The sequence below is a fragment of the Xenorhabdus indica genome, from assembly GCF_014467235.1.
GTDB lineage: Bacteria > Pseudomonadota > Gammaproteobacteria > Enterobacterales > Enterobacteriaceae > Xenorhabdus > Xenorhabdus indica.
This window is the reverse complement of sequence record NZ_NKHP01000002.1, coordinates 119,527-143,128: the sequence shown is the minus strand read 5'-3', so window position 1 is coordinate 143,128 and position 23,602 is coordinate 119,527. Positions and strand designations below refer to the sequence as shown.

General features: G+C 42.8%; 21 protein-coding genes. 14 read left to right on the top strand and 7 right to left on the bottom strand.

Annotation, left to right across the window (positions count from 1 at the left end; translation table 11 throughout):
* The first annotated feature begins 29 nt into the window (after positions 1-29).
* From bamA to Xind_RS02245, 12 genes are all read left to right on the top strand, one after another.
* Positions 30-2,420, top strand: a complete 2,391-nt coding sequence (bamA, locus tag Xind_RS02300; protein WP_187649454.1) for an outer membrane protein assembly factor BamA — start codon at positions 30-32, stop codon at positions 2,418-2,420.
* 95 nt (positions 2,421-2,515) lie between these two features.
* Complete coding sequence (skp, locus tag Xind_RS02295; RefSeq protein WP_047679449.1) at positions 2,516-3,013, top strand: molecular chaperone Skp; 498 nt, start codon at positions 2,516-2,518, stop codon at positions 3,011-3,013.
* Positions 3,014-3,017: 4 nt separating this feature from the next.
* The gene (lpxD, locus tag Xind_RS02290; protein ID WP_047679450.1) at positions 3,018-4,046 is read left to right on the top strand and encodes a UDP-3-O-(3-hydroxymyristoyl)glucosamine N-acyltransferase; all 1,029 of its coding nucleotides are present in this window, start codon (positions 3,018-3,020) and stop codon (positions 4,044-4,046) included.
* Positions 4,047-4,208: 162 nt separating this feature from the next.
* A complete protein-coding gene (gene fabZ / locus Xind_RS02285; RefSeq protein WP_187649386.1) occupies positions 4,209-4,661 on the top strand; it encodes a 3-hydroxyacyl-ACP dehydratase FabZ in 453 nt (150 codons plus the stop codon).
* A gap of 3 nt (positions 4,662-4,664) precedes the next feature.
* Positions 4,665-5,462: an acyl-ACP--UDP-N-acetylglucosamine O-acyltransferase gene (lpxA, locus tag Xind_RS02280; RefSeq protein ID WP_047679452.1), complete on the top strand. Its 798-nt coding sequence runs from the start codon at positions 4,665-4,667 to the stop codon at positions 5,460-5,462.
* A gap of 4 nt (positions 5,463-5,466) precedes the next feature.
* Positions 5,467-6,651: a lipid-A-disaccharide synthase gene (lpxB, locus tag Xind_RS02275; RefSeq protein WP_187649385.1), complete on the top strand. Its 1,185-nt coding sequence runs from the start codon at positions 5,467-5,469 to the stop codon at positions 6,649-6,651.
* Complete coding sequence (rnhB, locus tag Xind_RS02270) at positions 6,651-7,241, top strand: ribonuclease HII (protein ID WP_187649384.1); 591 nt, start codon at positions 6,651-6,653, stop codon at positions 7,239-7,241. Before lpxB ends, rnhB begins: the two co-directional genes overlap by 1 nt.
* Positions 7,242-7,268: 27 nt before the next feature.
* On the top strand, positions 7,269-10,751 hold the full coding sequence (gene dnaE / locus Xind_RS02265; protein WP_047679456.1) for a DNA polymerase III subunit alpha: 3,483 nt from the start codon (positions 7,269-7,271) through the stop codon (positions 10,749-10,751).
* 12 nt (positions 10,752-10,763) lie between these two features.
* The gene (gene accA / locus Xind_RS02260) at positions 10,764-11,723 is read left to right on the top strand and encodes an acetyl-CoA carboxylase carboxyl transferase subunit alpha (RefSeq protein WP_047679458.1); all 960 of its coding nucleotides are present in this window, start codon (positions 10,764-10,766) and stop codon (positions 11,721-11,723) included.
* A 218-nt stretch (positions 11,724-11,941) separates the two neighbouring features.
* A complete protein-coding gene (locus tag Xind_RS02255) occupies positions 11,942-12,859 on the top strand; it encodes a DMT family transporter (RefSeq protein ID WP_187649383.1) in 918 nt (305 codons plus the stop codon).
* Positions 12,860-12,890: 31 nt separating this feature from the next.
* Complete coding sequence (gene tilS, locus Xind_RS02250) at positions 12,891-14,276, top strand: tRNA lysidine(34) synthetase TilS (RefSeq protein WP_187649382.1); 1,386 nt, start codon at positions 12,891-12,893, stop codon at positions 14,274-14,276.
* A 420-nt stretch (positions 14,277-14,696) separates the two neighbouring features.
* Positions 14,697-15,158 (top strand): VapA/VapB family virulence-associated protein, encoded by a 462-nt coding sequence (locus Xind_RS02245; RefSeq protein ID WP_187649381.1) that lies wholly within the window; start codon positions 14,697-14,699, stop codon positions 15,156-15,158.
* Between the two features lie 173 nt (positions 15,159-15,331).
* Here Xind_RS02245 and rof read toward each other — a convergent pair whose 3' ends face one another.
* The gene (gene rof, locus Xind_RS02240; protein WP_047679466.1) at positions 15,332-15,598 is read right to left on the bottom strand and encodes a Rho-binding antiterminator; all 267 of its coding nucleotides are present in this window, start codon (positions 15,596-15,598) and stop codon (positions 15,332-15,334) included.
* 324 nt (positions 15,599-15,922) lie between these two features.
* Here rof and nlpE point away from each other — a divergent pair, with 324 nt between their 5' ends.
* On the top strand, positions 15,923-16,603 hold the full coding sequence (gene nlpE / locus Xind_RS02235) for an envelope stress response activation lipoprotein NlpE (RefSeq protein ID WP_047679522.1): 681 nt from the start codon (positions 15,923-15,925) through the stop codon (positions 16,601-16,603).
* Between the two features lie 100 nt (positions 16,604-16,703).
* On the opposite strand, the gene proS is transcribed toward nlpE, so the two are convergent.
* The 6 genes from proS to metN all read right to left on the bottom strand — a co-directional run bounded on the left by proS (position 16,704) and on the right by metN (position 22,523).
* Entirely contained in the window at positions 16,704-18,425 is a 1,722-nt protein-coding gene (proS, locus tag Xind_RS02230; protein ID WP_187649380.1) for a proline--tRNA ligase, read from the bottom strand.
* Positions 18,426-18,544: 119 nt separating this feature from the next.
* Positions 18,545-19,252, bottom strand: a complete 708-nt coding sequence (gene tsaA, locus Xind_RS02225) for a tRNA (N6-threonylcarbamoyladenosine(37)-N6)-methyltransferase TrmO (protein WP_187649379.1) — start codon at positions 19,250-19,252, stop codon at positions 18,545-18,547.
* A gap of 50 nt (positions 19,253-19,302) precedes the next feature.
* The gene (gene rcsF, locus Xind_RS02220; protein ID WP_047679472.1) at positions 19,303-19,695 is read right to left on the bottom strand and encodes an Rcs stress response system protein RcsF; all 393 of its coding nucleotides are present in this window, start codon (positions 19,693-19,695) and stop codon (positions 19,303-19,305) included.
* A gap of 154 nt (positions 19,696-19,849) precedes the next feature.
* Positions 19,850-20,665 carry a MetQ/NlpA family lipoprotein gene (locus Xind_RS02215; RefSeq protein ID WP_187649378.1) on the bottom strand — a complete coding sequence of 272 codons (816 nt, stop codon included), beginning with the start codon at positions 20,663-20,665 and terminating at the stop codon, positions 19,850-19,852.
* Positions 20,666-20,845: 180 nt separating this feature from the next.
* Positions 20,846-21,499, bottom strand: a complete 654-nt coding sequence (locus Xind_RS02210) for a methionine ABC transporter permease MetI (protein ID WP_047679476.1) — start codon at positions 21,497-21,499, stop codon at positions 20,846-20,848.
* Positions 21,492-22,523, bottom strand: coding sequence for a methionine ABC transporter ATP-binding protein MetN (gene metN / locus Xind_RS02205; RefSeq protein ID WP_047679478.1), 1,032 nt, complete (start codon positions 22,521-22,523; stop codon positions 21,492-21,494). Before metN ends, Xind_RS02210 begins: the two co-directional genes overlap by 8 nt.
* A gap of 184 nt (positions 22,524-22,707) precedes the next feature.
* Between metN and gmhB the strand changes: the two genes are divergently transcribed.
* On the top strand, positions 22,708-23,274 hold the full coding sequence (gmhB, locus tag Xind_RS02200; RefSeq protein WP_047679480.1) for a D-glycero-beta-D-manno-heptose 1,7-bisphosphate 7-phosphatase: 567 nt from the start codon (positions 22,708-22,710) through the stop codon (positions 23,272-23,274).
* Positions 23,275-23,602 lie beyond the last annotated feature (328 nt).

Here is a 23,602-nt window from a genome sequence, read left to right as displayed (position 1 = left end):
GAGACCAGTTAGGAAAACGCATAACAACGATGGCGATGAAAAAGTTGCTCATAGCGTCGCTGCTGTTCGGCAGCGCCACTGCATACGGTTCAGACGGATTCATAGTTCGGGACATTCATTTTGAGGGTCTTCAACGTGTCACCGTTGGTGCAGCATTATTGAATATGCCTGTTCGCGTAGGTGATACAGTCAGCGACGGGGATATCAGTCGCGCGATCCACGCCTTGTTCGCGACTGGAAATTTTGAAGATGTTCGTGTCTTGCGTGATGGCAATTCACTGGTTGTTCAGGTAAAAGAACGGCCAACCATCGCCAGCATCACTTTTTCCGGTAACAAAGCGGTGAAAGATGACATGCTCAAGAAAAACCTTGAGGCCTCTCGTGTTCGTGTTGGTGAAGCCCTTGACCGCACTATGCTGTCAAATATCGAAAAGGGGCTGGAAGATTTCTACTATAGTGTTGGTAAATACAGTGCCACAGTAAAAGCCGTTGTCACACCCCTTCCCCGTAATCGTGTCGATCTGAAACTTGTCTTTTCCGAAGGTATTTCTGCCAAAATTCAGCAGATTAATATTGTTGGCAATAAGACCTTTTCTACTAATGAATTGCTCGATAATTTCCAACTCAGGGACGATGTTCCATGGTGGAATCTGACAGCTAATCAGAAATATCAAAAACAGGAGTTAGAAGGCGATCTTGAAAAACTGCGTAGTTTCTATCTTGACAGGGGTTATGCTCGTTTCAACATTGATTCGACTCAAGTCAATCTGACACCCGATAAAAAAGGGATTTATATCACTATTAACATCACGGAAGGGGATCAATATAAAATCTCAGGTGTTGATGTAAATGGTAATTTGGCAGGATACCAATCTGAAATAACGAAACTGACTAATATTAAACCTGGTTCATTGTATAATGGAACTGGGGTAACCCATATGGAAATGGCGATCAAATATCTTCTTGGCCGCTATGGTTACGCCTATCCTCGTGTCATGACACAACCTGAAATCAATGATGCAGACAAAACTGTGAAACTCCATGTCAACGTAGATGCAGGTCACCGTTTCTACGTCCGTAACATACGTTTCACTGGTAATGACACCAGTAAAGACTCCGTATTACGCCGTGAAATGCGTCAGATGGAAGGGGCATGGTTGGGTAATGATCTGGTTGAGTACGGAAAAGAACGCCTCAATCGATTGGGCTATTTTGAAACGGTTGATGTTGCAACAGAACGTGTACCGGGCAGCCCTGACCAGGTTGATGTGGTTTATAAAGTTAAAGAGCGTAATACAGGCTCCATGAACTTTGGGATTGGTTTCGGTACTGAAAGTGGGATGAGTTTCCAGATCGGTGTTCAGCAGGATAACTGGCTAGGAACAGGTAATGCCGTGGGGATCAATGCCAGCAAGAATGATTACTCAACGTCGGCGGATTTGTCCTTTACGAACCCTTACTTCACTGTTAACGGTGTGAGTCTGGGGGGGCGACTGTTTTATAATGATTTTCGTGCTGATGATGCCTCTCTTTCTAACTATACCAACAAATCATACGGTACAGATGGTTCTTTTGGTATTCCGCTGAATGAAAATAACTCGTTATTCTTCAGATTAGGCTATGTTCATAACTCATTGTCTAATATACGTCCTCAGTTGGCTATGTGGCGTTACATGAAGAAAATGAACAAAGATCCGGGTTTTACGGATAAGGTCAAGTTTGATGCCAATGACTTTATGCTGACAGTTGGCTGGAATTACAATAGCCTTGACCGTGGTTTCTTCCCGACTTCCGGGCTTAAAGCAGGGTTAGATACGAGAATCACTGTGCCTGGCTCAGATAACCAATTCTATAAAGTTACTCTGAACTCTGCGGGTTATTACCCTATTGATGATGATCATTCATGGGTCATAATGGGACGTGCTCGTCTGGGCTATGGTAGCGGTTTCGGTGGTAAGGAAATGCCATTCTATGAAAACTTCTATGCTGGTGGTTCCACTAGTGTTCGAGGTTTCCGCCCCAATAATATTGGTCCAAAAGCAGTTTATTTCAAAAAAGGGAAAGATGGTCTGCCTGAAGTTGATAGCAGGGGAGTGTCCCAGGATGCAGTAGGTGGTAACGCAACAGCAGTTGCCAGTTTCGAACTGATTACGCCGACGCCTTTCCTGGATGCAAAATATTCTAACTCTGTGCGGACGTCTCTGTTTGTAGATGCAGGAACAGTATGGGATACCAACTGGAGCAATTACGCTGGCTTACCTGATTACAGCAAACCGAATAATGTCCGTGTTTCTACTGGTATTGCGTTGCAATGGTTATCACCATTGGGACCTCTAACGTTCTCTTATGCTCAGCCAATCAAAGATTATAAAGGGGATAGAACAGAGCAATTCCAGTTTAATATTGGTGGAACCTGGTAAAAATCAATCGTTCTTGGTGGAAAATCGCCTTATTATTAAATAAGGCGATTATAAATATCCCAACATGTCAATAGCGTAAGTCAAAGGAGTTTATCGTGAAGAAAGTACTGTGTGCAGCAAGCCTTGGTATCGCATTAGCTTTTTCTGCTGGTGTTCAGGCGGCAGAAAAAATCGCTATCGTGAATGTTGGTGAAATATTCCAACAACTGCCTGCTCATGAAGCTGTTGCAAAACAGTTGGAAAACGAATTTAAAGGCCGAGCATCTGATTTGCAGCGCATGGAATCCGACTTGCAGTCTCAGCTCCAAAAATTGCAGCGTGATGGTTCAACCATGAAGGCAAGTGAGCGCGAAAAATTAGAAAAGGAAGTGCTGACTAAACGTAATGAATTTGCACAAAAAGCACAGGCTTTTGAAAATGATAACCGTCGTCGTCAAATGGAAGAACGTAACAAGCTCTTGGGCCGAATTCAGGATGCAGTCAAAGTGGTTGCAGGTAAAGAAGGTTATGACCTTGTTCTTGATGCAAGTACTGCAGTATATGCTGCATCTGGCAAAGATATTACCTCAGAAGTATTGAAGCAGGTTAAATAAATAAATGGTTTCGATTCGATTGGCTGACCTTGCTCAGCAGTTGAATGCGCAATTGCATGGTGATGGCAATATCGTCGTCACTGGTATTGCCCCTATGTATTCAGCAAATAGCGAACAAATTACATTTTTATCGGATAGCCGTTACACCGAGAAACTTGCAGAGTGTCAGGCTGCTGCTGTTGTGCTGCGCGAAGCCGATTTACCTTATTGTAAGATTCCAGCGTTGGTGGTTGATAATCCTTATCTTGCCTATGCACGTATGGCGCAAATCATGGATACGACGCCACGACCCGCACAGGATATCCATTCATCAGCAGTGATTTCTCCAGAAGCAACATTGGGCAGAAATGTTGCAATTGGGGCAAATGCAGTTATCGAATCAGGTGTTGTGCTTGGTGATAACGTTATCATTGGTGCAGGTTGTTTTATTGGCAAAAATGTGCGTATTGGTACAGAAACTCGCCTTTGGGCCAATGTTTCTGTGTACCATAATGTTGAAATCGGTGAACAATGCCTCATTCAGTCAGGAGCTGTTATAGGCTCTGATGGTTTTGGTTATGCCAATGATCGCGGTAATTGGATTAAAATCCCTCAGTTAGGCACGGTAATGATTGGTGATCGTGTTGAAATAGGTTCCTGTACTACTATAGATCGTGGTGCTCTGGATAACACTGTTATCGGTAATGGTGTTATCATTGACAACCAATGCCAAATTGCTCACAACGTCACAATTGGTGATAACACTGCAATAGCGGGTGGTGTCATTATGGCGGGGAGCCTGAAAATTGGTCGTTATTGTATGATTGGTGGAGCCAGTGTCATAAACGGACATATGGAAATCTGTGATAAAGTAACTGTGACTGGTATGAGCATGGTGATACGCCCTATTACTGAGCCGGGTGTATATTCATCTGGTATGCCAGTACAACAGAATAAAGTTTGGCGTAAGACAGCTGCTTTGGTAATGAATATTAATGAAATGAATAAGCGGCTTAAATCTGTGGAACGCCAGCTTGAAGGTGACAGCAAGTAATCATACAACCGTTTTGGTTATGCTTTTATTTTTGCGGCCTGTCTGATAACTCCTCCGGGAGTTGATGCAGGCCGTGTCGTTAATGCTGTATGTTTTGACGATATTATTTAATAACACATTTTTTGATACTACGATTGGAATATAGACAGGAAGAGTATTTAGATGAGTGATAATCATACTCTGCAAATTGAAGAAATTTTGGATTTACTACCTCACCGCTACCCTTTTTTGCTGGTAGATCGTGTCCTGGATTTTGAAGAAGGCAAGTTTTTACGAGCAGTTAAAAATGTAACGTTTAATGAGCCATTTTTTCAGGGGCATTTCCCGGGTAAGCCAATTTTTCCTGGTGTATTGATCCTTGAAGCAATGGCCCAGGCAACTGGAATTCTGGCATTCAAAAGTGTTGGTACACTGAAGCCAGGAGAATTGTATTACTTTGCAGCTATTGATGGCGCACGTTTTAAACGACCAGTTTTGCCGGGTGACCAGATGATTTTGGAAGTAGAATTTATTAAAGAACGCCGTGGTGTTGCGCGTTTCAGAGGTGTAGCAAAAGTCGATGGAGAAGTGGCTTGCGAAGCTGAAATGATGTGTGCCCGCCGCCGTGAGGCTTAATGCATGATTGATCTGACTGCTACTATCCACCCTTCTTCCATTGTTGAAGAAGGCGCTGTTATTGGTGCCAATGTTCACATTGGCCCATTTTGTTATATCGGTTCGCAAGTAGAAATTGGTGAAGGGACTGAACTGAAATCCCATATTGTGATCAACGGGATAACTAAGATTGGTCGTGATAACCAGATTTATCAATTTGCGTCAATTGGTGAAGCCAATCAGGACCTCAAATATCAGGGTGAACCCACTCGTGTTGAAATCGGTGATCGTAACTGTATCCGCGAAAGCGTGTCGATTCACCGTGGCACTGTCCAGGGTGGTGGTGTCACCAAAGTTGGCAGTGATAATTTGCTGATGATTAATGCCCATATTGCTCATGACTGTATTGTCGGTGATCGTTGTATCATTGCTAATAACGGTACATTGGGGGGGCATGTTATTCTTGGTGATTACGTGATCATCGGTGGAATGACGGCAGTTCATCAATTTTGTCAAATTGGTTCCCATGTTATGGTGGGAGGGTGTTCCGGCGTTGCTCAGGACGTGCCTCCTTATGTTATTGCACAGGGTAACCATGCCACGCCTTTTGGTTTGAATATTGAAGGCCTGAAACGTCGTGGATTTGATAAAGAATCGCTGCACGCTATCCGTAATGCGTATAAGGAACTTTATCGTAGTGGAAAAACCTTGGAAGAAGCCAGAAAAGAAATTGAAATTCAGGCTGTAAACAACCCACATGTGAAAGTATTCAGTGATTTTCTGGCGAGTTCAGCAAAATCCAGCCGTGGCATCATTCGTTAAGTAGATGAAGGACACTCCTTTGACTACCTTTTCTTCTGCCAATAATCAACGTCCACTGATAATTGGCTTAGTCGCCGGAGAAACATCTGGTGATATCCTTGGTGCGGCACTGATCCGCGCATTGAAAGCTAAAATCCCTGATGCCCGTTTTGTGGGTGTCGCAGGCCCTCTTATGCAAGCCGAAGGTTGTGAAGTCTGGTATGAGATGGAAGAACTGGCGGTCATGGGGATCGTTGAGGTTTTAGGGCGTTTGTCCCGTTTGTTGGAAATTCGTAAAGATTTAACGACGCGTTTTACTGAGCTGAAACCAGATGTTTTTATTGGCATTGATGCTCCTGATTTCAATATCACCTTGGAAGGCCGACTGAAACAGCAAGGGATCAGAACTATCCATTACGTCAGCCCATCGGTATGGGCATGGCGTCAGAGACGGGTGTTCAAAATTGGTCGTGCGACAGATCTGGTACTGGCATTTTTGCCGTTTGAAAAAGCGTTCTATGATCGATTTAATGTTCCATGCCGATTTATTGGGCATACAATGGCAGATGCAATGCCGCTGCAAACCGATAAAATTGCCGCCAGGGAAACGTTAGATATTCCATTAGGTGCTCATTGCCTGGCGCTTCTGCCGGGTAGTCGCCATGCCGAAGTAGAAATGCTGAGTGCCGATTTTCTCAGAACTGTACAATTGCTAAGGAAGGATTTGCCTGATTTGCATGTATTAGTTCCATTGGTAAATGCCAACCGGCGTGAGCAATTTCAGCGTATAAAAGATGAAATTGCACCGGAATTATCCATTCATTTATTAGATGGTAAAGCTCGTGAAGCAATGATTGCCAGCGATGCGGCTTTACTGGCATCCGGTACAGCAGCATTGGAATGTATGCTGGCTAAGTGCCCAATGGTCGTGGGCTATAGAATGAAACCTCTTACATATTGGTTGGCAAAACGCTTGGTGAAAACACCCTATGTCTCCTTGCCTAATTTGTTGGCAGGTAAAGAGTTAGTCAAAGAGTTACTACAGGATGAATGCGAGCCAAAAGCGCTGTCAGAGGCATTGCTGCCGCTCTTGTGTGGTGGTATTGAGGTGGAAGCGTTGAAACAGACCTTCCTGCATTTGCATGAAAGTATTCGTTGTGATGCTGATGAGCAGGCGGCACAGGCGGTACTGGAGTTAGCGAGAAGATAATGAATTTTGTTTATCCTCAGGCGAATTTGATTGCCGGTGTTGATGAAGTTGGTCGTGGCCCGTTAGTAGGTGCGGTGGTGACTGCGGCAGTTATTCTTGATCCTGCTAACCCCATTGCAGGCTTGATGGATTCGAAAAAACTGACAGAAAAACGTCGGGAAGTGCTTTATTTGGAAATCAAAGAAAAAGCGTTGTGTTGGAGCCTTGGTCGCGCTGAGCCAGAAGAAATTGACCAGCTTAATATCCTTCATGCCACAATGCTTGCTATGCAGCGGGCTGTTGCAGGTCTGGCTATTCAGCCTGATTATGTTTTGATTGATGGAAATCGTTGCCCTGTATTATCGATGTCAGCACAGCCGGTAGTCAAAGGGGATAGCCTGGTAGCGGAAATCAGTGCCGCTTCTATTTTGGCAAAAGTAACACGAGACAGGGAAATGACTGAACTGGATAAACAGTTCCCTGAGTACGGCTTTGCGAAACACAAAGGTTATCCCACCGCTCTGCATTTGGAAAAACTGTCTTTGTTGGGAGTGACGGAACACCATCGTAGAAGTTTTGCGCCAGTCAAACGTGCGCTGGCTTTTGGATAAAATCTGGAATAATTATCTGAGCAGATTATGACCGAACCACGTTTTGTGCACTTGCGTGTTCATAGCGATTATTCAATGATTGATGGCTTAGCCAAAACAGGACCACTGATAAAAAAAGTGGCTGAACTGGGTATGCCTGCACTTGCAATCACGGATTTTACTAATCTGTGTGGTCTGGTGAAATTCTATGGCAGTGCTCATAGTGCAGGTATTAAACCCATTATTGGGGCTGATTTCTACATGGAAAGTGATCAATTGGGTGATGAATATGCCCATCTGACCATTCTGGCCCGTAATAATGAAGGTTATCAGAATCTGACCTTACTGATTTCCGAAGCCTATCAGAAAGGCTATGGCGCAATTGGCCCAACCATCAAACAAGAGTGGCTGGTAAAATATAAAGCGGGACTAATATTGTTGTCTGGCGGACGTATGGGCGATGTTGGCAAGTTTTTGCTGCGTGGCAATCATGTGTTAGTTGAACAATGCCTTGATTTTTATCAGGAACACTTTCCAGATTGCTACTATCTGGAACTCATCCGCACCGGACGTCAGGATGAAGAGACTTATCTGCATGCCGCTGTTGAATTAGCGGCAGAAAAAAATCTGCCGATTGTAGCAACTAATGATGTCTGTTTTCTGGAAAGTGAAGATTTTGAAGCTCATGAAATTCGAGTTGCCATTCATGACGGCTATACACTCTCTGATCCCAAGCGCCCGAAAAATTACAGTCCCCAGCAATATCTGCGCAGTGAGCAGGAGATGTGTGAGCTTTTTTCTGACATCCCTGAAGCATTAGCAAATAGCGTAGAAATTGCGAAACGCTGTAATGTTACGATCCGTCTTGGTGAATATTTCTTGCCAAAGTTCCCGACAGGGGGGATGAGCACGGAAGACTATCTGATTGAAAAATCAAAACAGGGTTTAGAGCAGCGTTTAGCATTCCTTTATCCTGATCCGGCAATCAGGGCAGAAAAGCGCATAGAATATGATGAGCGCCTGGATATTGAGTTGAAAGTGATCAACCAGATGGGCTTTCCAGGCTATTTCCTGATCGTAATGGAATTTATCCAGTGGTCGAAAGATAACGGTGTACCAGTAGGCCCTGGGCGTGGTTCTGGTGCGGGTTCTCTTGTCGCTTATGCTCTGAAAATTACTGATCTCGATCCACTTGAATTTGACTTACTGTTCGAACGTTTCCTTAACCCAGAGCGTATTTCCATGCCTGACTTTGACGTCGATTTCTGTATGGAAAAACGCGATCAGGTTATTGAACACGTTGCTGATATGTACGGACGGGATGCTGTGTCACAGATCATCACTTTTGGTACGATGGCGGCAAAAGCAGTAATTCGTGACGTTGGGCGAGTACTTGGGCATCCCTATGGTTTTGTTGATCGAATATCAAAGCTGGTTCCTCCTGATCCGGGAATGACACTGGAAAAGGCATTTGTGGCAGAGCCTCAGTTACCTGAAATTTACGAAGCGGATGAAGAAGTCAAAGCGCTGATTGACATGGCGCGTAAATTGGAAGGGGTAACTCGTAACGCAGGTAAACATGCGGGTGGGGTAGTTATTGCACCGACTAAAATCACTGATTTTGCTCCTATTTACTGCGATCCAGAAGGTCAGAACCCGGTTACCCAGTTTGATAAAAATGACGTGGAATATGCCGGATTGGTGAAGTTTGATTTCCTCGGACTGAGAACATTAACCATCATCAACTGGGCACTTGAGATGGTAAATGCACGTCGCGCCAAGAAAAATCTGGAACCGATTGATATTGCGGCAATTCCATTGGATGACCAGAAAAGTTTTGACATGCTGCAACGTTCTGAAACAACGGCTGTGTTTCAGCTTGAATCCCGTGGCATGAAAGATTTGATCAAGCGTTTGCGCCCCGACTGTTTTGAAGACATGATCGCTCTGGTAGCGCTGTTCCGTCCTGGGCCACTGCAATCAGGCATGGTGGATAACTTTATTGACCGTAAACATGGGCGGGAAGAAATTTCTTATCCGGATGTCGAATGGCAACATGAGTCCTTAAAGCCTGTATTGGAACCAACCTATGGCATCATCTTGTATCAGGAACAGGTGATGCAGATTGCTCAAGTATTGGCAGGTTATACCCTCGGTGGTGCAGATATGCTACGCCGTGCGATGGGGAAGAAAAAACCGGAGGAAATGGCTAAACAGCGTTCAGTATTTGAAGATGGCGCGGTAAAACAGGGAATAAATGGCGAACTTGCAATGAGAATCTTCGATTTAGTGGAGAAATTCGCAGGTTATGGCTTTAACAAATCTCACTCTGCTGCCTATGCGTTGGTTTCTTATCAGACATTATGGCTAAAAGCCCATTATCCGGCAGAATTCATGGCTGCTGTAATGACAGCTGATATGGATAATACCGAGAAAGTCGTTGGCCTGGTGGATGAATGCTGGCGTATGGGTTTGAAAGTTCTGCCTCCTGATATTAATAGCGGTTTATACCATTTTCACGTCAATGATGAAGGCGAAATTGTTTATGGCATTGGCGCGATCAAAGGTGTTGGTGAAGGACCGATTGAAGCCATTATTGAATCTCGTCAGAAAGGTGGACATTTTAAGGAACTGTTTGAACTGTGTGCCCGTGTTGATATCAAAAAACTGAACCGCCGGGTGATGGAAAAACTGATTATGTCAGGGGCATTCGATAGGCTAGGGCCACACCGTGCAGCCTTAATGTCCTCACTGGAAGATGCTCTGAAAGCAGCGGATCAACATGCCAAGGCCGAAGCCACTGGGCAAACGGATATGTTTGGCGTGCTGGCGGAAGAACCTGAACAGGTTGAGAGTTCATATGCCAGTACACCAAAATGGCCGGATCAGGTGGTATTGGATGGTGAGCGAGAGACTCTGGGGTTATATTTGACCGGTCATCCGATCACCGGTTATTTAAAAGAGATTGAACGATATACAAATGGATTACGTCTAAAAGATGTGAATCCAACACCTCGTGGGCAAGTTACAACTGTGGTAGGTTTGGTGCTGGCATCCAAAATTGTAACGACCAAACGGGGTAATCGTATTGGTATCTGCACATTGGATGATCGCTCAGGGCGGCTGGAAGTCATGCTGTTCTCTGATGCCCTGGAAAGATATCAGCACTTGCTGGAGAAGGACAAAATTTTAATCGCAACCGGACAAGTCAGCTTTGATGACTTCAGTGGTGGGCTTAAAATGACAGTCCGGGAATTAATGGATATCAGTGAGGCCCGTGAAAAATTTGCACGTGGGCTTGCTATCTCGTTGTCAGACAGGCAAATTGATGAACAATTATTGAACCGTCTCCGTGGAACATTGGAGCCACACCGTTCAGGTACGATACCGGTTCATCTTTATTACCAGCGGGTGGATGCCCGTGCCCGTTTACGATTCGGGGCAACATGGCGGGTAACTCCAACGGATACCCTTTTGACAGATCTACGAACTCTGCTGGGTAGCGAGCAGGTAGAATTAGAATTTGACTAAAATAGGAACGTTATGATTCTGAATTTTCTGGATTTTGAACAGCCGATTGCCGAGCTGGAAGCGAAAATTGATTCGCTCACCGCAGTTAGCCGTCAAGACGAAAAGCTAGATATCAATCTGGATGAAGAAGTCCAGCGTCTGCGGGAAAAAAGCGTAGAGCTGACCCGCAAAATTTTCTCTGATCTGGGAGCATGGCAGGTTTCCCAGCTTTCACGTCATCCCCTTCGTCCCTATACACTGGATTATATTCAGCACATTTTTACTGATTTTGAAGAATTGTCTGGTGATCGTGCTTATGCAGATGACAAAGCGATAGTTGGTGGATTGGCGCGTATTAATGGTCGTCCGGTGATGGTGATTGGGCATCAAAAGGGTCGTGAGACAAAAGAAAAGATCCGTCGTAACTTTGGTATGCCATCTCCAGAAGGGTATCGCAAGGCTCTGCGATTGATGGAAATGGCAGAGCGTTTCAAACTGCCAATCATCACTTTGATTGATACTCCGGGCGCGTATCCGGGTGTGGGAGCAGAAGAGCGTGGGCAGTCAGAAGCTATCGCTCGTAACCTGCGTGAAATGTCCCGTTTGTCTGTGCCTGTTATCTGTACGGTTATCGGTGAAGGTGGCTCCGGTGGTGCATTGGCACTGAGTGTTGGTGATAAAGTGAACATGTTGCAATACAGTACGTTTTCCACCATCTCGCCGGAAGGTTGTGCTTCCATTTTATGGAAAAGTGCTGATAAAGCACCTTTGGCAGCAGAAGCGATGGGAAATACAGCTCCCCGTCTGAAAGAGCTGAAACTGATTGATTCAGTGATCCCGGAGCCATTAGGTGGTGCACATCGTAACTACGAAGTAATAGCAGATACGCTGAAAGCACAATTACTGGCTGATCTTACTGAATTGAGTGAGCTTAGCAGTGAAGAATTAGTGAACCGTCGTTATGAACGTTTAATGCAGTACGGCTATTGTTAATAACCTGATTAAGTATAATTTTACATACCATTTTTGCAGGTAATTCTTTTACAGGTGGAAGTATTGGAGGATGGTAATTCTTCATTATTTCCACTTGTTTTATTGAATATGGTAAAAAAATCAGCAGAAACTATATTGAATGATATTATCATTTTTATCACATGTTGAGATAAATTATCTCATTTACAGGGTATTAAAAATAATAAGTTGGGTTTTCGATGGCCAAATATAAATATATTATTTATGCGTTTTCCTGTGTATTCATTTGGAGTTTCATTCCGTCTATATCGCGTTTTGGTCAGAAAGAGATGGATCATTTCCAATTTTTATTCTGGTCAAATGTACTGTCTGTTTTGGCTGTCTTTCTGGTTGCGGTCATGATGGGGAGAAACTGGAAACAACTCTTATTTATTCCTTTTCCTGTAATGATTAAGGTCTTTATATTAGGGGCTTTGGACTGTTTCTTTTATTTACTGCTCTACTATGGTTATTCCATCGAAAATGGTGTTGCTGTTTTGGTCATTCAATATAGCTGGCCATTGATGATAATCGGACTGTCATTTCTCTTGTTCAAAGAGAAATTGTCTATCAAGCAGATGATAGGTATGACAATTGGTTTTATTGCAGTTGTCATCACTTTTACTCAAGGCAATATCACCCAAATTTCTGTGCAGTATCCACAGGCTCTATTACTGGTGTTTAGCGGAGCGTTCTGTTTTGCGTTACTGTCTGTTTTATCAAAACACTTTGCTATTGATCCTTATATCAGTACGTTTTGGGTTTTCGCTAACTCAACTGTGGTATCTCTCATATTTTTATTCGCGTTTAGCAAATTCCAGTGGCCTGTGGGAGATCCCCTGATGCCAACACTGCTAAATGGCATCATATTGAATGGGATCTCCTATATTATCTGGTTTAAGGCCATGAGTAGCCCTGACTCACCGAAAATTGCCTCGATCCTATTTTTATCACCAATATTGTCGATGATGTGGTTGATTTTGTTTTTTGGTGATGAATTCGTTCCGGCTTATGTGGTCGGATTAGGGCTTGTTATCATATCTGGGGTCCTTTGTATCAGTGCAAAGAATGAAACTTCGACGAAAAATACATTGTCGGATGATTTGATTGAGGATTGATATTCCGAATTAAAAAAGAGCGTTATCCACAATGAATAGTACACATGAGCCTCTGATGATTGCATTGACGGATCAGATAGGGACACATAAAAAAATCTTGGTTGGGTTTAGTGGTGGACTGGATTCTACTGTGTTGCTGCATTTGCTGGTTCGTCTGCGCCAGCAATCTTCACAAGCGGGCGGTGATAAACAGAATTTTATCACATTAAGGGCAATCCACATCCATCATGGCTTAAACGAAAAAGCGGATGAGTGGGTTGCTCATTGTCGCCAGATTTGTGCTGACTGGCAGGTTGATTTCCACGCCGAAAGAGTGAGCCTGGATAGCCGGAAGAAAGGTGTCGAAGCTGCGGCTCGTGATGCCCGCTATCAGGTTTTTCGGCATAAGTTGCAACAGGGTGAGATTCTGGTAACGGCACAGCACCTTGATGATCAGGCTGAAACATTTTTGTTGGCGTTAAAACGGGGAAGTGGACCGGCTGGCTTATCTTCCATGCCATCCTCTATGTCATTTGCTGAGACAATACTCATGCGCCCATTACTGAATGTCAGTCGTGCAGAATTAGAAAACTATGCGCAAGAACAAGGGCTGAAATGGGTTGAAGATGATAGTAATCAGGATGATCGGTATGATCGCAATTTCTTGCGTTTGAATATCATGCCACTGCTCAACCAGCGTTGGCCGCACTTTTCACAAGCGGTTTCCCGTAGTGCCAGTTTGTGCGGCGAGCAAGAACAATTGCTGGATGAATTGCTTGATGATTTATTGAATTCGCTGATAACTCCAGAAGGAGCGATAGTCATTCCCCCTTTGGAAACATATTCTGTAGCTAAACGTAACGCATTACTACGTCGGTGGCTCAGTCGGCATGGCGTGAAAATGCCCGCTCGTGAACAGCTTCAACGGATCTGGTCAGAAGTCGCACTTTCCCGACAGGATGCAGAACCTTGTTTCAGGTTAGGGCAGTTTGATATCCGCCGTTATCGACAACAGTTATGGCTAGTTTCTCAATACCAATCACTTGCTGGTATGGTTATAGAATGGAATACAGAACAGGAATTGCCATTACCAGATGGCCTAGGCACACTTTTCCTTTCCGAAAGTGGGGAGGGTAAAGAAGATACGGTTAACATCAGAGCACCTAAGTATAATGAGCGGGTTACAATCCGCTTTGGGGTTCAGGGAAATATCAGTATCGTGGGGCGGCAGCATTCCCGCCATAGTAAAAAGTTATGGCAGGAGCTTGGTGTGGCACCTTGGCTCAGGGAAAGAACGCCATTGCTCTACTATGATGATAAGCTCATTGCAGCATTGGGGGTTTTTGTGACGAAAGAGGGGCAACCTTTAGCTGAAGAGATGTTTTTTTCAGTTCAGTGGCAGAAAATTTTACCTCGTACTATCTTACTTCATATTTAGTTACTCATCGGTAGAAGCCTGAATTGCGGTTTTAGGAGATTACATTAGGAATAATGTAATCTCTTGTTGTTTAATGAATTAATTTTTAGTTATTAACGCGATAAGTGAAAAAATGTAAAATAGAAATAATTTATTATTGAAATTATAAGAACATGTGCTAAATTTTAAAGTGTAGGATAATTTTTGAGAGGTATAACCAATTATAAATTCAAATAAGTTTGATCTTGTGGAATTATTTATTATAAAAATAAATCTTACTATAAATTTAACCTCGTTTGCTCTCAAATGAGTGAATAATAAAGAACATCGGGTAATAAGATGATGTCCCGGTTTTTTTTGGGGGGATATTTTATATATGATTTTGTCATAAAAATAATTCTATTATTTATTTGGTTCTTTATTTTGATTAAGGTTATTGTTATGAGTATTGAAAATAATAAGAGTGAAATTAAGCTTCAAATTTTACAGTCATTTTCTACAGCAATGAAAGATAAACTGGATCAAAATAAGATTGATGAAATATGTCATGCATTTGTTCTGATTAAATCAAGTGATTTTTATGACGCAACTTTTAGTATTTCTAGCCTTATACTTAAAACATACATTACTGTCTATTTAAGTAGCACTGATAGGACATTCAACGGAAAGGGAGATGCGTTAGGTACACCTGGGTGGGGGAAATATTGGGGGACATGTTACGCCAGTGATTATGAAAAGCTTTTGAGATATACAACTAATTATTGGACCAACACATTTGTTGCAACTGCAGGCATATTATTTTTTGATAAGAATAATTCATTATTAGGCTTTTTCATTGGCGATGGAGCATCAACAGTTGTATCTGGAAGTCGCGGAAAAGGTGCCTGGGATGCTATTGAATGATTCGTTTTATAATTAGGTTATGTTGACATTTGCGAGTATCATGAAAAATGTTTTTTTATGTCTGATTTACATGGGAAATTTACTTTTCCAACGATAAAAGTCCTCACTTAGTATGAGGACTTTTTGTTATGTAGTTAGCCTTTGTTGTGTAGTAAACGTGTTCTACGTGCTACTTATAATGAAGAATGTTCAATAACAATTGTTCCAATATCTGGGTTACTGAAACTGATAATGTGATCTAATCTTAATTCACGGGTTTCTTCATTTGATTCTACGAGAATATATTCGACTTTTTTTCTCAAAATCAATTTATTAGCTTTTCCCTCAAATCTTTCACCATCCCGTAGCTGGATATGTAAGTGAAGCTGGTTTTGGCAAGCTAGCTCAAGGCTATCATAATCATCACAGTTAATTGGTTGATATTCAGTATCTATAGACATATTTGCTCACCACCATATTAGTGGCGGTTATCGTGCCGCCCGTGATTGACCAAACTCAAATGCAAAAATGCTACCTTCGACTATAGCATAGTAACTTTTCCTTGATGACTGGATAAGTTTGTTGAGTTACTTTGAAAAAGTCAGTAGGTTAAATCTTTACTCTACCATTACGCAACAAAATTACGCCATTATTACTTGGCTTTTCACTGTGAATTTTGAGATACAGTAAAGTAATGTCAATCTGATCAAGAAAACTTCATATCTTATACAAGACTGATGTTATAAAGATGGTGTATCTGCTAGGTGTATTGAATGGAAATGGCGATGAATAAAAACATATTACTTGCTCTTGTAGCATCAGGAGTGCTTACAGTGGTTGGGTGTCAGAATAATCCTACTCATCAGAATGATTCGACACCTCAGAATCAGTTTCGAATCAATGAGAAGGTGTTTAATGGTGTGATACCTTGCGCCGATTGTGCCGGTATTGAGACTACCTTACAGCTTTCAAATGACGGCACATATATTCTGGGACAAACTTATTTGGAATCCGGACAAGAAAAACCCTTTTTTGAGACAGGACATTGGGTCGCCAATGGTAAAAAGATAAATTTAACCGGTGATGAGGGTGAAAAAGCCTATTACCAGATGACAGGAGAGGATCTGGTTATGCTGGATATTAAAGGCGAACCTATCCAGTCAGAATTAAATTATAAGCTGGCAAAGGTGACTCCGAAGAAACTGTCAGGTGAATATCGCTATTTTGCTGACAGTGCTACTTTTATCGAATGCCACAGCGGAAAATTCTATGATGCATCGGAAAATATCGAGCTGGAACGAGGTTACAGCGCAACGGGCGTGGAAGGTGAAAAGCCTGTTTATGTGGAAGTGGAAGGGTATTATACACTTCGTCCTTCAATGGAAGATGGATTATTTGATAATGCATTAATTCAGACAGGTAAAATCCGTTTTGATAAATCCTCTTCTTGCCAGACTAAAAAGTAAGAAGTGATCTCTTTTGTCACATATAAAAAACCTGCGCATTGAGTACGCAGGTTTTTTATTACTGACTCTGCCTGAAGGCAGGCTGGATACTTAATCAGAATTAAGATGATTTAATGTTACTTTTCAGGTATTCAACCACGTTTTCCAGTTTCAGCATCTGTTTGTCACCATTGCGGCGGTATTTATATTCGATTTCGTCATTATCGAGATTGCGATCACCGATAACCAGAGTATGTGGCACACCAATCAGTTCCATATCTGCAAACATCACACCTGGCCGCTCTTTACGGTCATCGAAAATCACATCAATACCGCTGGCACGTAAGTCAGCATACAGTTTTTCGGCAACCTCTTTGACGCGATAGGATTTGTGCATATTCATTGGCAAAATTGCTACCTGGAATGGTGCAATTGCATCTGGCCAAATAATACCGCGATCATCGTGATTCTGCTCAATGGCAGCCGCGACAATACGGGTCACGCCAATACCGTAACATCCCATTGTAACAACTTGGTTATGACCATCTTCGTTCTGTACGGTTGCTTTCAGGGCATCCGAGTATTTTGTGCCGAGTTGGAAGATATGACCAACTTCAATACCACGTTTGATTTGTAATGTCCCTTGACCATCGGGGCTGATATCACCGTCAACCACATTACGAATATCTGCGATTTCTGGCACAGGCAGGTCACGCTCCCAGTTAATGCCAAAATAGTGTTTATCATCAATGTTGGCACCTGCACCGAAGTCGCTCATAACGGATACACTGCGGTCAATGATAACAGGTATAGGCAGATTCACCGGGCCTAAAGAGCCAGGGCCAGCTTTGACGATAGCACGAATTTCTTCTTCGGTAGCGAACTTTAGTGGGCTGGCCACCAATGGCAGTTTTTCTGCCTTGATCTCATTTAATTCATGATCACCACGAACCAGTAATGCCACCAGTTTGTGTCCGCTTTCTTCTGTGGCATGGACGAGTAGTGTTTTGACCGTCTTCTCAATCGGCAGATTGAATTGTTCTACTAACTCAGCAATGGTTTTTGCATTTGGTGTATCCACCAGACGCATATCTTCTGTTGGCGCTGAACGTTCCTGAGAAGGCACGACCGCTTCGGCCAGTTCGATATTCGCTGCATAGTTAGATTCTGTAGAGAAAACGATATCATCTTCCCCACTGGCTGCCAAAACCTGAAACTCATGGGAAGCATTACCGCCGATAGAACCCGTGTCTGCCTGAACTGCGCGGAAATCCAGCCCGATGCGGGTAAAGATCTTGCTGTAGGCGTCGTACATTTTGTCATAAGTTTCTTGCAGAGACTCTTGACTGGTGTGGAAAGAGTAAGCATCTTTCATGATGAATTCCCGTGAACGCATTACGCCAAAGCGCGGACGAACTTCATCACGGAATTTGGTTTGGATCTGGAACAGATTCAATGGAAGTTGCTTATAGGAAGTTACTTCGTTCCGGATCAGATCAGTAATGACTTCTTCATGGGTTGGCCCCAGAACAAAAGGACGGGCACCGCGATCTTCCAAGCGCAGTAATTCCGGGCCATATTGTACCCAACGGCCACTTTCCTGCCACAAATCTGCTGGCTGAACTACCGGCATGGAAACCTCAACTGCTCCAGCATTATTCATCTCTTCACGAACAATGTTTTCAACTTTTCTCAACACGCGGACACCGGTCGGCATCCAGTTGTAAAGACCAGAAGCGAGTTTACGGATCATTCCGGCACGAAGCATCAGCTTATGACTGACTACTTCTGCATCAGCAGGCGTCTCTTTTAAAGTAGAGAGCAGATATTGGCTAGTACGCATAGTAAGTTTCCATTGGATAGCAAGTTGCTTCTGGATGGCGAAATAAGATAGGGCCACCCAGCCCAGAAAATAAAATAAGCCGCTAGTCTACCAGTGAGTTTACGATGTCAAAAGGAGTTTTAGCGCGGTTCGATAGAAACCACTTCCGTTATGGTGTCGCTAACCAGCCAGCGTACGTTGAAATCCAGTATATGAGCTGCATATACTCGCTTTTCCTGCTCTTTCTTACGGTAGGCAGGACGCGGATCTTGAGCCAAAACTTGGCTGATAAAACGTCGTAAATGGGGATAACTTGCCTGGTGGCATAAAAGTTGATGTTCTGCGGTTGGCGAAAAACAAACATCCATATCTGCATTTGGTGTATCCTGAGCAAATCCTGCTTTGGCTTCAGGACGTGATTCAGCAAAGGGTAGATAGGGTTTGATATCGAGTACGGGAGTTCCATCCACTAAATCCAGGCTACCCAGTTGCAGTAGTACGCGATTGTTTTGAGAGTCAATGCCTTTCAACTCAACTAAAGACATACCGATCGGATTGGGGCGAAAGGTTGAACGGGTAGCAAATACGCCCATTTTAGCATTGCCACCTAAGCGGGGGGGACGAACCAATGGGTTCCAGCCGTCGTTCATCGTTTGGTGAAAAATGAAAACAATCCAGAGATAGCTGAATTGTTCCAAACCACGCACAGCATCTGCCTGATTATAAGGGGCGAGCAATTCGAGTTGGCCTGTGCCATCTTCCACCAAACCCGGCTGACGGGGAATGGCAAACTTCTCTTTGTAAGGAGAGTGAATTGTTCCTATTTGAGTAAAATGAAAATCTGCCATAAGCCTTTTTCAGTACCGGATATTTTTATTAATAAATAACGTGATAATGTCTAATTCGTGGTTCTCAGCGCTGAGCCTTCACAGATAGCAATTTGATAGCACCCCTGACCAGACAGGATTGCACATTGATGCAGTAGAACGGCATTGGCATTCAGGCCAGAGGCTTTTGTCAGCATCTTCTGTCGTGCAACAGCAATACTTGCTGGAGGATCTTGTCGTGTATTTCGGCAGGATTCCCCCGCAACGATACCGAGATCTTTAAATGGTGAGCCTAATAGTTCATCTGGTTTTGTGTATAACCGAACATTAGTTGAACTCTGGTTTTTTCTGATTGAATAGTTTTCCGTCTCTGAATCCGGCCTATCAGTTTTATCAAACCGGGTTGGCAGAGAAGTACACCCAACCATAAAAAGCACCAAGAAACAGACAGGTAACATACGCATTGAGATGAATCCTTATTCTGATTGAATCAGTGTGTGGGATGATTGAGTATTGGTGAAACGATGATAACAAGCTCTCCTTTCTCCAATAAATAAAAATGGGCGGATAAAAATATCCGCCCCAGAATTTTAATCTTGATTGCCTAAATATGAAAGATTACCAACCTTTTATTGCGCCACCCTTGAAAACTTTTTGAGCTTCCTGATCGACTTCGGGTGATTGATAGGCTTTCACAAACTTTTGAACATTTTCTGCATCTTTATTGTCTTCACGACTGACGATGATATTGACGTAAGGTGAATTTTTATCTTCAACAAAGATCCCATCTTGCTCTGGCGTTAAACCAATTTGTCCTGCATAGGTATTATTGATAAGCGCTAAAGCAATTTTTTGATCATCCAGTGAACGTGGTAATTGTGGTGCTTCCAGTTGAACAATATCCAACTGCTTAGGATTGCTGGTAATATCCAGAACTGTTGGCAGCAAGCCGACACCCTCTTTCAATTTGATTAGACCTTGTTTTTGCAATAACAGCAGAGCACGCCCCTGGTTGGTTGGATCGTTTGGTATAGCAATCTGAGAACCAGCCTGTAGTTCGTCCAGTGATTTGATCTTCTTAGAGTAAGCAGCCATTGGATAGATAAAAGAATTACCAACAATTGCCAGTTTATAGTTACGCTCTTTTGTTTGCTGGTCTAAGTAAGGCTTGTGCTGGAAAACATTGACGTCAATGTCCCCCTTGCTCAGTGATTCATTCGGTAGAACATAGTCATTGAATGTTGTCAGTTCAACATCAAGGCCATATTTCTCTTTTGCTACTTGTTTCGCAACTTCAGCAACTTGTAATTCAGGCCCTGCAATGACACCCACTTTAATGTGGTTTGGGTCCCTCTGTTCTTGACCACAGCCTGCAAGTGCGAGTGTTCCCAATAATGTCCCGATTACAGCAATGGATTTCAATTTCACTGACATATTTTTACCCCTATCGAATACTGATTTATAACCTGTCTTATCAAGTTATTGCGTACTACTATAATGAGGCTTTTGGATGTAAGCCCGGTAATATACCTTTTAGATTTTAAGTTGCAGTTTTGTTTACTGCCATCTGAAAACTATCGGGTATAAGTGCCGTTAATCGGCACACTTGTTGAGTTATTTACGATTTACGGCCTTAACTAAATGGTCGCCACCTAATTGGATTAAGAATACTAAGACAACTAATAATGCTAATACGATGTTCATCACGGTTGCATTGTAGCCAATATAACCATATTGATAACCAATCTGGCCCAATCCTCCAGCACCAACAGCGCCACCCATAGCAGAGTACCCAACCAATGTAATTAAGGTAATTGTGGCTGCATTGATCAAACCAGGTAATGCTTCTGGTAGCAGAATCTTTTTGACAATCTGGAATGGCGTTGCGCCCATTGCTCGTGCTGCTTCGATTAACCCGGATGGAATTTCTAATAATGCATTTTCTACCATGCGAGCAATAAACGGTGCTGCACCAACAGTTAAAGGAACAATCGCTGCCTGTAACCCGATTGAAGTTCCCACAATCAGCCGAGTAAAAGGGATCATCCACACTAACAAAATAATAAATGGAACTGACCGCGTTATATTTACCAGTGCAGAAAGCGTGCGGTACAAAGTACCATTTTCTATGATCTGCCCAGGACGAGTAACATATAAAAGCACACCGGCAGGTAAGCCAATCACAAAACCAAAAAAACCGGAAACAAAAGTCATCACCAGAGTTTCCCAGACTCCTTTAGCCAATAATAAAATCATTCCTTCAGACATAACCGAGAACCTCTACTTTCACATGATGCTCTTTTAAGAACGTAATTGTTGATTCAATACTGCTATTTTCGCCGTCCAATTCAGCCAGCATAACGCCAAATTTAACACCACCGGCATAATCCATTTGAGAACTCAATATACTGATATCGATATTAAAACGGCGTACCGCCATGGAGATTAGCGGAGCATCAACGGATTTACCTGTAAATTCCAGTTTCAATAATGGGCAGCTATCCGGAGTTGATTCAGACTGTAATCTTTGCTGATAGTCCTCAGGAATGTCCAAATGTAGTGTGGACTTGATAAACTCTTGAGCAACAGGCGTCTTAGGATGAGAAAATATTTCGCTAACCACATCCTGTTCAATCAACTGACCACCGCTAATGACGGCAACTTGGTCGCAAATGCGTTTAACGACGTCCATTTCATGGGTAATCAACAAAATAGTTAACCCTAAACGACGATTAATATCTTTCAATAACTCCAGAATAGAGCGCGTTGTTGCTGGATCCAGCGCACTGGTAGCCTCATCACACAAAAGTACTTTTGGTGAGTTTGCCAGAGCACGGGCGATGGCGACACGCTGCTTCTGACCACCAGATAAGTTGGCAGGATAAGCATCACGTTTCTCAGAAAGACCAACTAATTCCAGTAATTCATCAACTTTCGTTTTTATTTCTGCTTTTGGAGTGTTGTTCAATTCTAAAGGTAGTGCCACATTGTTAAATACTGTTCTGGATGACAGCAGATTAAAATGTTGAAAAATCATTCCAATATGACGACGAGCACGAGTCAGTTCACGTTCTGAAAGAGAAGTTAAATCCTGCCCATCAACGAGTACCTGACCGGAAGTAGGGCGTTCAAGCATATTCACACAGCGAATCAAAGTGCTCTTTCCAGCTCCAGAGGAACCAATCACACCATAAATTTGCCCTTGCGGGACATGCAGATTGATATCAGAAAGTGCTTTTATACTGCGCGTTCCTTGTTGAAATACTTTATTTATCTGAGTCAGTCTTATCATTTTTATGTTTTTCTTAGAGATATAAAAGTGAGTAACTTGAAAGCATTTGCAACAAGTCATGAATTAAAGTGGATGTTAAGGCGTCTAGACGTCTAAGTCAACTGGGAATAAATTAAATGCTGCATTCTCATTCACTAACAAATCATGCGATACTGTCTGTTCAGTACATTCTTGGAGCAATCAGGTGACTCAAGGTATTCCCGCCGTATTTTTAGATCGTGACGGCACGATCAACATTGATCATGGGTATGTCCATGAAATAGATAATTTTCAATTTATTGATGGCACGATTGAAGCCATGCTGGAATTGAAAAAAATGGGCTATGCATTGGTATTAGTAACAAATCAATCGGGAATTGCCCGGGAAATGTTCACAGAGGATCAGTTCTTACAATTAACAGAATGGATGGATTGGTCACTTGCGGACCGGGGCATTGATCTTGATGGTATCTACTATTGTCCACATCATCCAGAAGCAAGTGATGAACACTATAAAAAGAACTGTGATTGCCGCAAACCCCAATCAGGTATGTTACTTGATGCACAAAAAGCACTGCATATTAATATGGCGGCTTCTTATATGGTGGGAGACAAAATAGAAGATATGCAAGCAGCAAATGCCGCTAATGTCGGAATTAAGGTGCTCGTACGTACAGGGAAACCTGTAACACAAGAAGCAGAACAGGCTGCCGATTTGGTCATTAATAGCCTTGCAGAATTACCAAATGTGATAAAAAATAGGCAAAAATAACTCTTTTGATTAAATTTTATTCGATTGGAAAGGGAATTATAAAAAACGCTTGCGTAAATTCGAATGCTCCCTATAATGCGCATCCGTTGTCACGACAAACACACAAACCAGTCGGGATGACAAGCGTGAAAAGCTGAGAAAATAAAGGCTTGACACGCTGAGAGGAAAGCGTAAGATACGCAGCCTCGCAACCCGGAACGAACGTTCGGTTGCCCTGCTCTTTAACAAGTTAATCAGACAATCTGTGTGGGCACTCGCAGGACATTATCGACAAGGCCGAAAGGCCAGAAAGATTAAAGTCTTGAAGAGTGACTGAAACAGTTAATTC

What these genes read in the sequence shown, in the direction of transcription:
- Xind_RS02255 (WP_187649383.1), top strand. Translation starts at nt 11,942, where the DNA reads ATGGCCAAATATAAATATATTATTTATGCGTTTTCCTGTGTATTCATT.
- tilS (WP_187649382.1), top strand. Translation starts at nt 12,891, where the DNA reads ATGAATAGTACACATGAGCCTCTGATGATTGCATTGACGGATCAGATA.
- proS (WP_187649380.1), bottom strand. Translation starts at nt 18,425, where the DNA reads ATGCGTACTAGCCAATATCTGCTCTCTACTTTAAAAGAGACGCCTGCT.
- lpxD (WP_047679450.1), top strand. Translation starts at nt 3,018, where the DNA reads ATGGTTTCGATTCGATTGGCTGACCTTGCTCAGCAGTTGAATGCGCAA.
- rof (WP_047679466.1), bottom strand. Translation starts at nt 15,598, where the DNA reads ATGTCTATAGATACTGAATATCAACCAATTAACTGTGATGATTATGAT.
- lpxB (WP_187649385.1), top strand. Translation starts at nt 5,467, where the DNA reads ATGAAGGACACTCCTTTGACTACCTTTTCTTCTGCCAATAATCAACGT.
- rnhB (WP_187649384.1), top strand. Translation starts at nt 6,651, where the DNA reads ATGAATTTTGTTTATCCTCAGGCGAATTTGATTGCCGGTGTTGATGAA.
- metN (WP_047679478.1), bottom strand. Translation starts at nt 22,523, where the DNA reads ATGATAAGACTGACTCAGATAAATAAAGTATTTCAACAAGGAACGCGC.
- dnaE (WP_047679456.1), top strand. Translation starts at nt 7,269, where the DNA reads ATGACCGAACCACGTTTTGTGCACTTGCGTGTTCATAGCGATTATTCA.
- Xind_RS02210 (WP_047679476.1), bottom strand. Translation starts at nt 21,499, where the DNA reads ATGTCTGAAGGAATGATTTTATTATTGGCTAAAGGAGTCTGGGAAACT.
- Xind_RS02215 (WP_187649378.1), bottom strand. Translation starts at nt 20,665, where the DNA reads ATGTCAGTGAAATTGAAATCCATTGCTGTAATCGGGACATTATTGGGA.
- rcsF (WP_047679472.1), bottom strand. Translation starts at nt 19,695, where the DNA reads ATGCGTATGTTACCTGTCTGTTTCTTGGTGCTTTTTATGGTTGGGTGT.
- accA (WP_047679458.1), top strand. Translation starts at nt 10,764, where the DNA reads ATGATTCTGAATTTTCTGGATTTTGAACAGCCGATTGCCGAGCTGGAA.
- bamA (WP_187649454.1), top strand. Translation starts at nt 30, where the DNA reads ATGGCGATGAAAAAGTTGCTCATAGCGTCGCTGCTGTTCGGCAGCGCC.
- tsaA (WP_187649379.1), bottom strand. Translation starts at nt 19,252, where the DNA reads ATGGCAGATTTTCATTTTACTCAAATAGGAACAATTCACTCTCCTTAC.
- fabZ (WP_187649386.1), top strand. Translation starts at nt 4,209, where the DNA reads ATGAGTGATAATCATACTCTGCAAATTGAAGAAATTTTGGATTTACTA.
- Xind_RS02245 (WP_187649381.1), top strand. Translation starts at nt 14,697, where the DNA reads ATGAGTATTGAAAATAATAAGAGTGAAATTAAGCTTCAAATTTTACAG.
- nlpE (WP_047679522.1), top strand. Translation starts at nt 15,923, where the DNA reads ATGAATAAAAACATATTACTTGCTCTTGTAGCATCAGGAGTGCTTACA.
- lpxA (WP_047679452.1), top strand. Translation starts at nt 4,665, where the DNA reads ATGATTGATCTGACTGCTACTATCCACCCTTCTTCCATTGTTGAAGAA.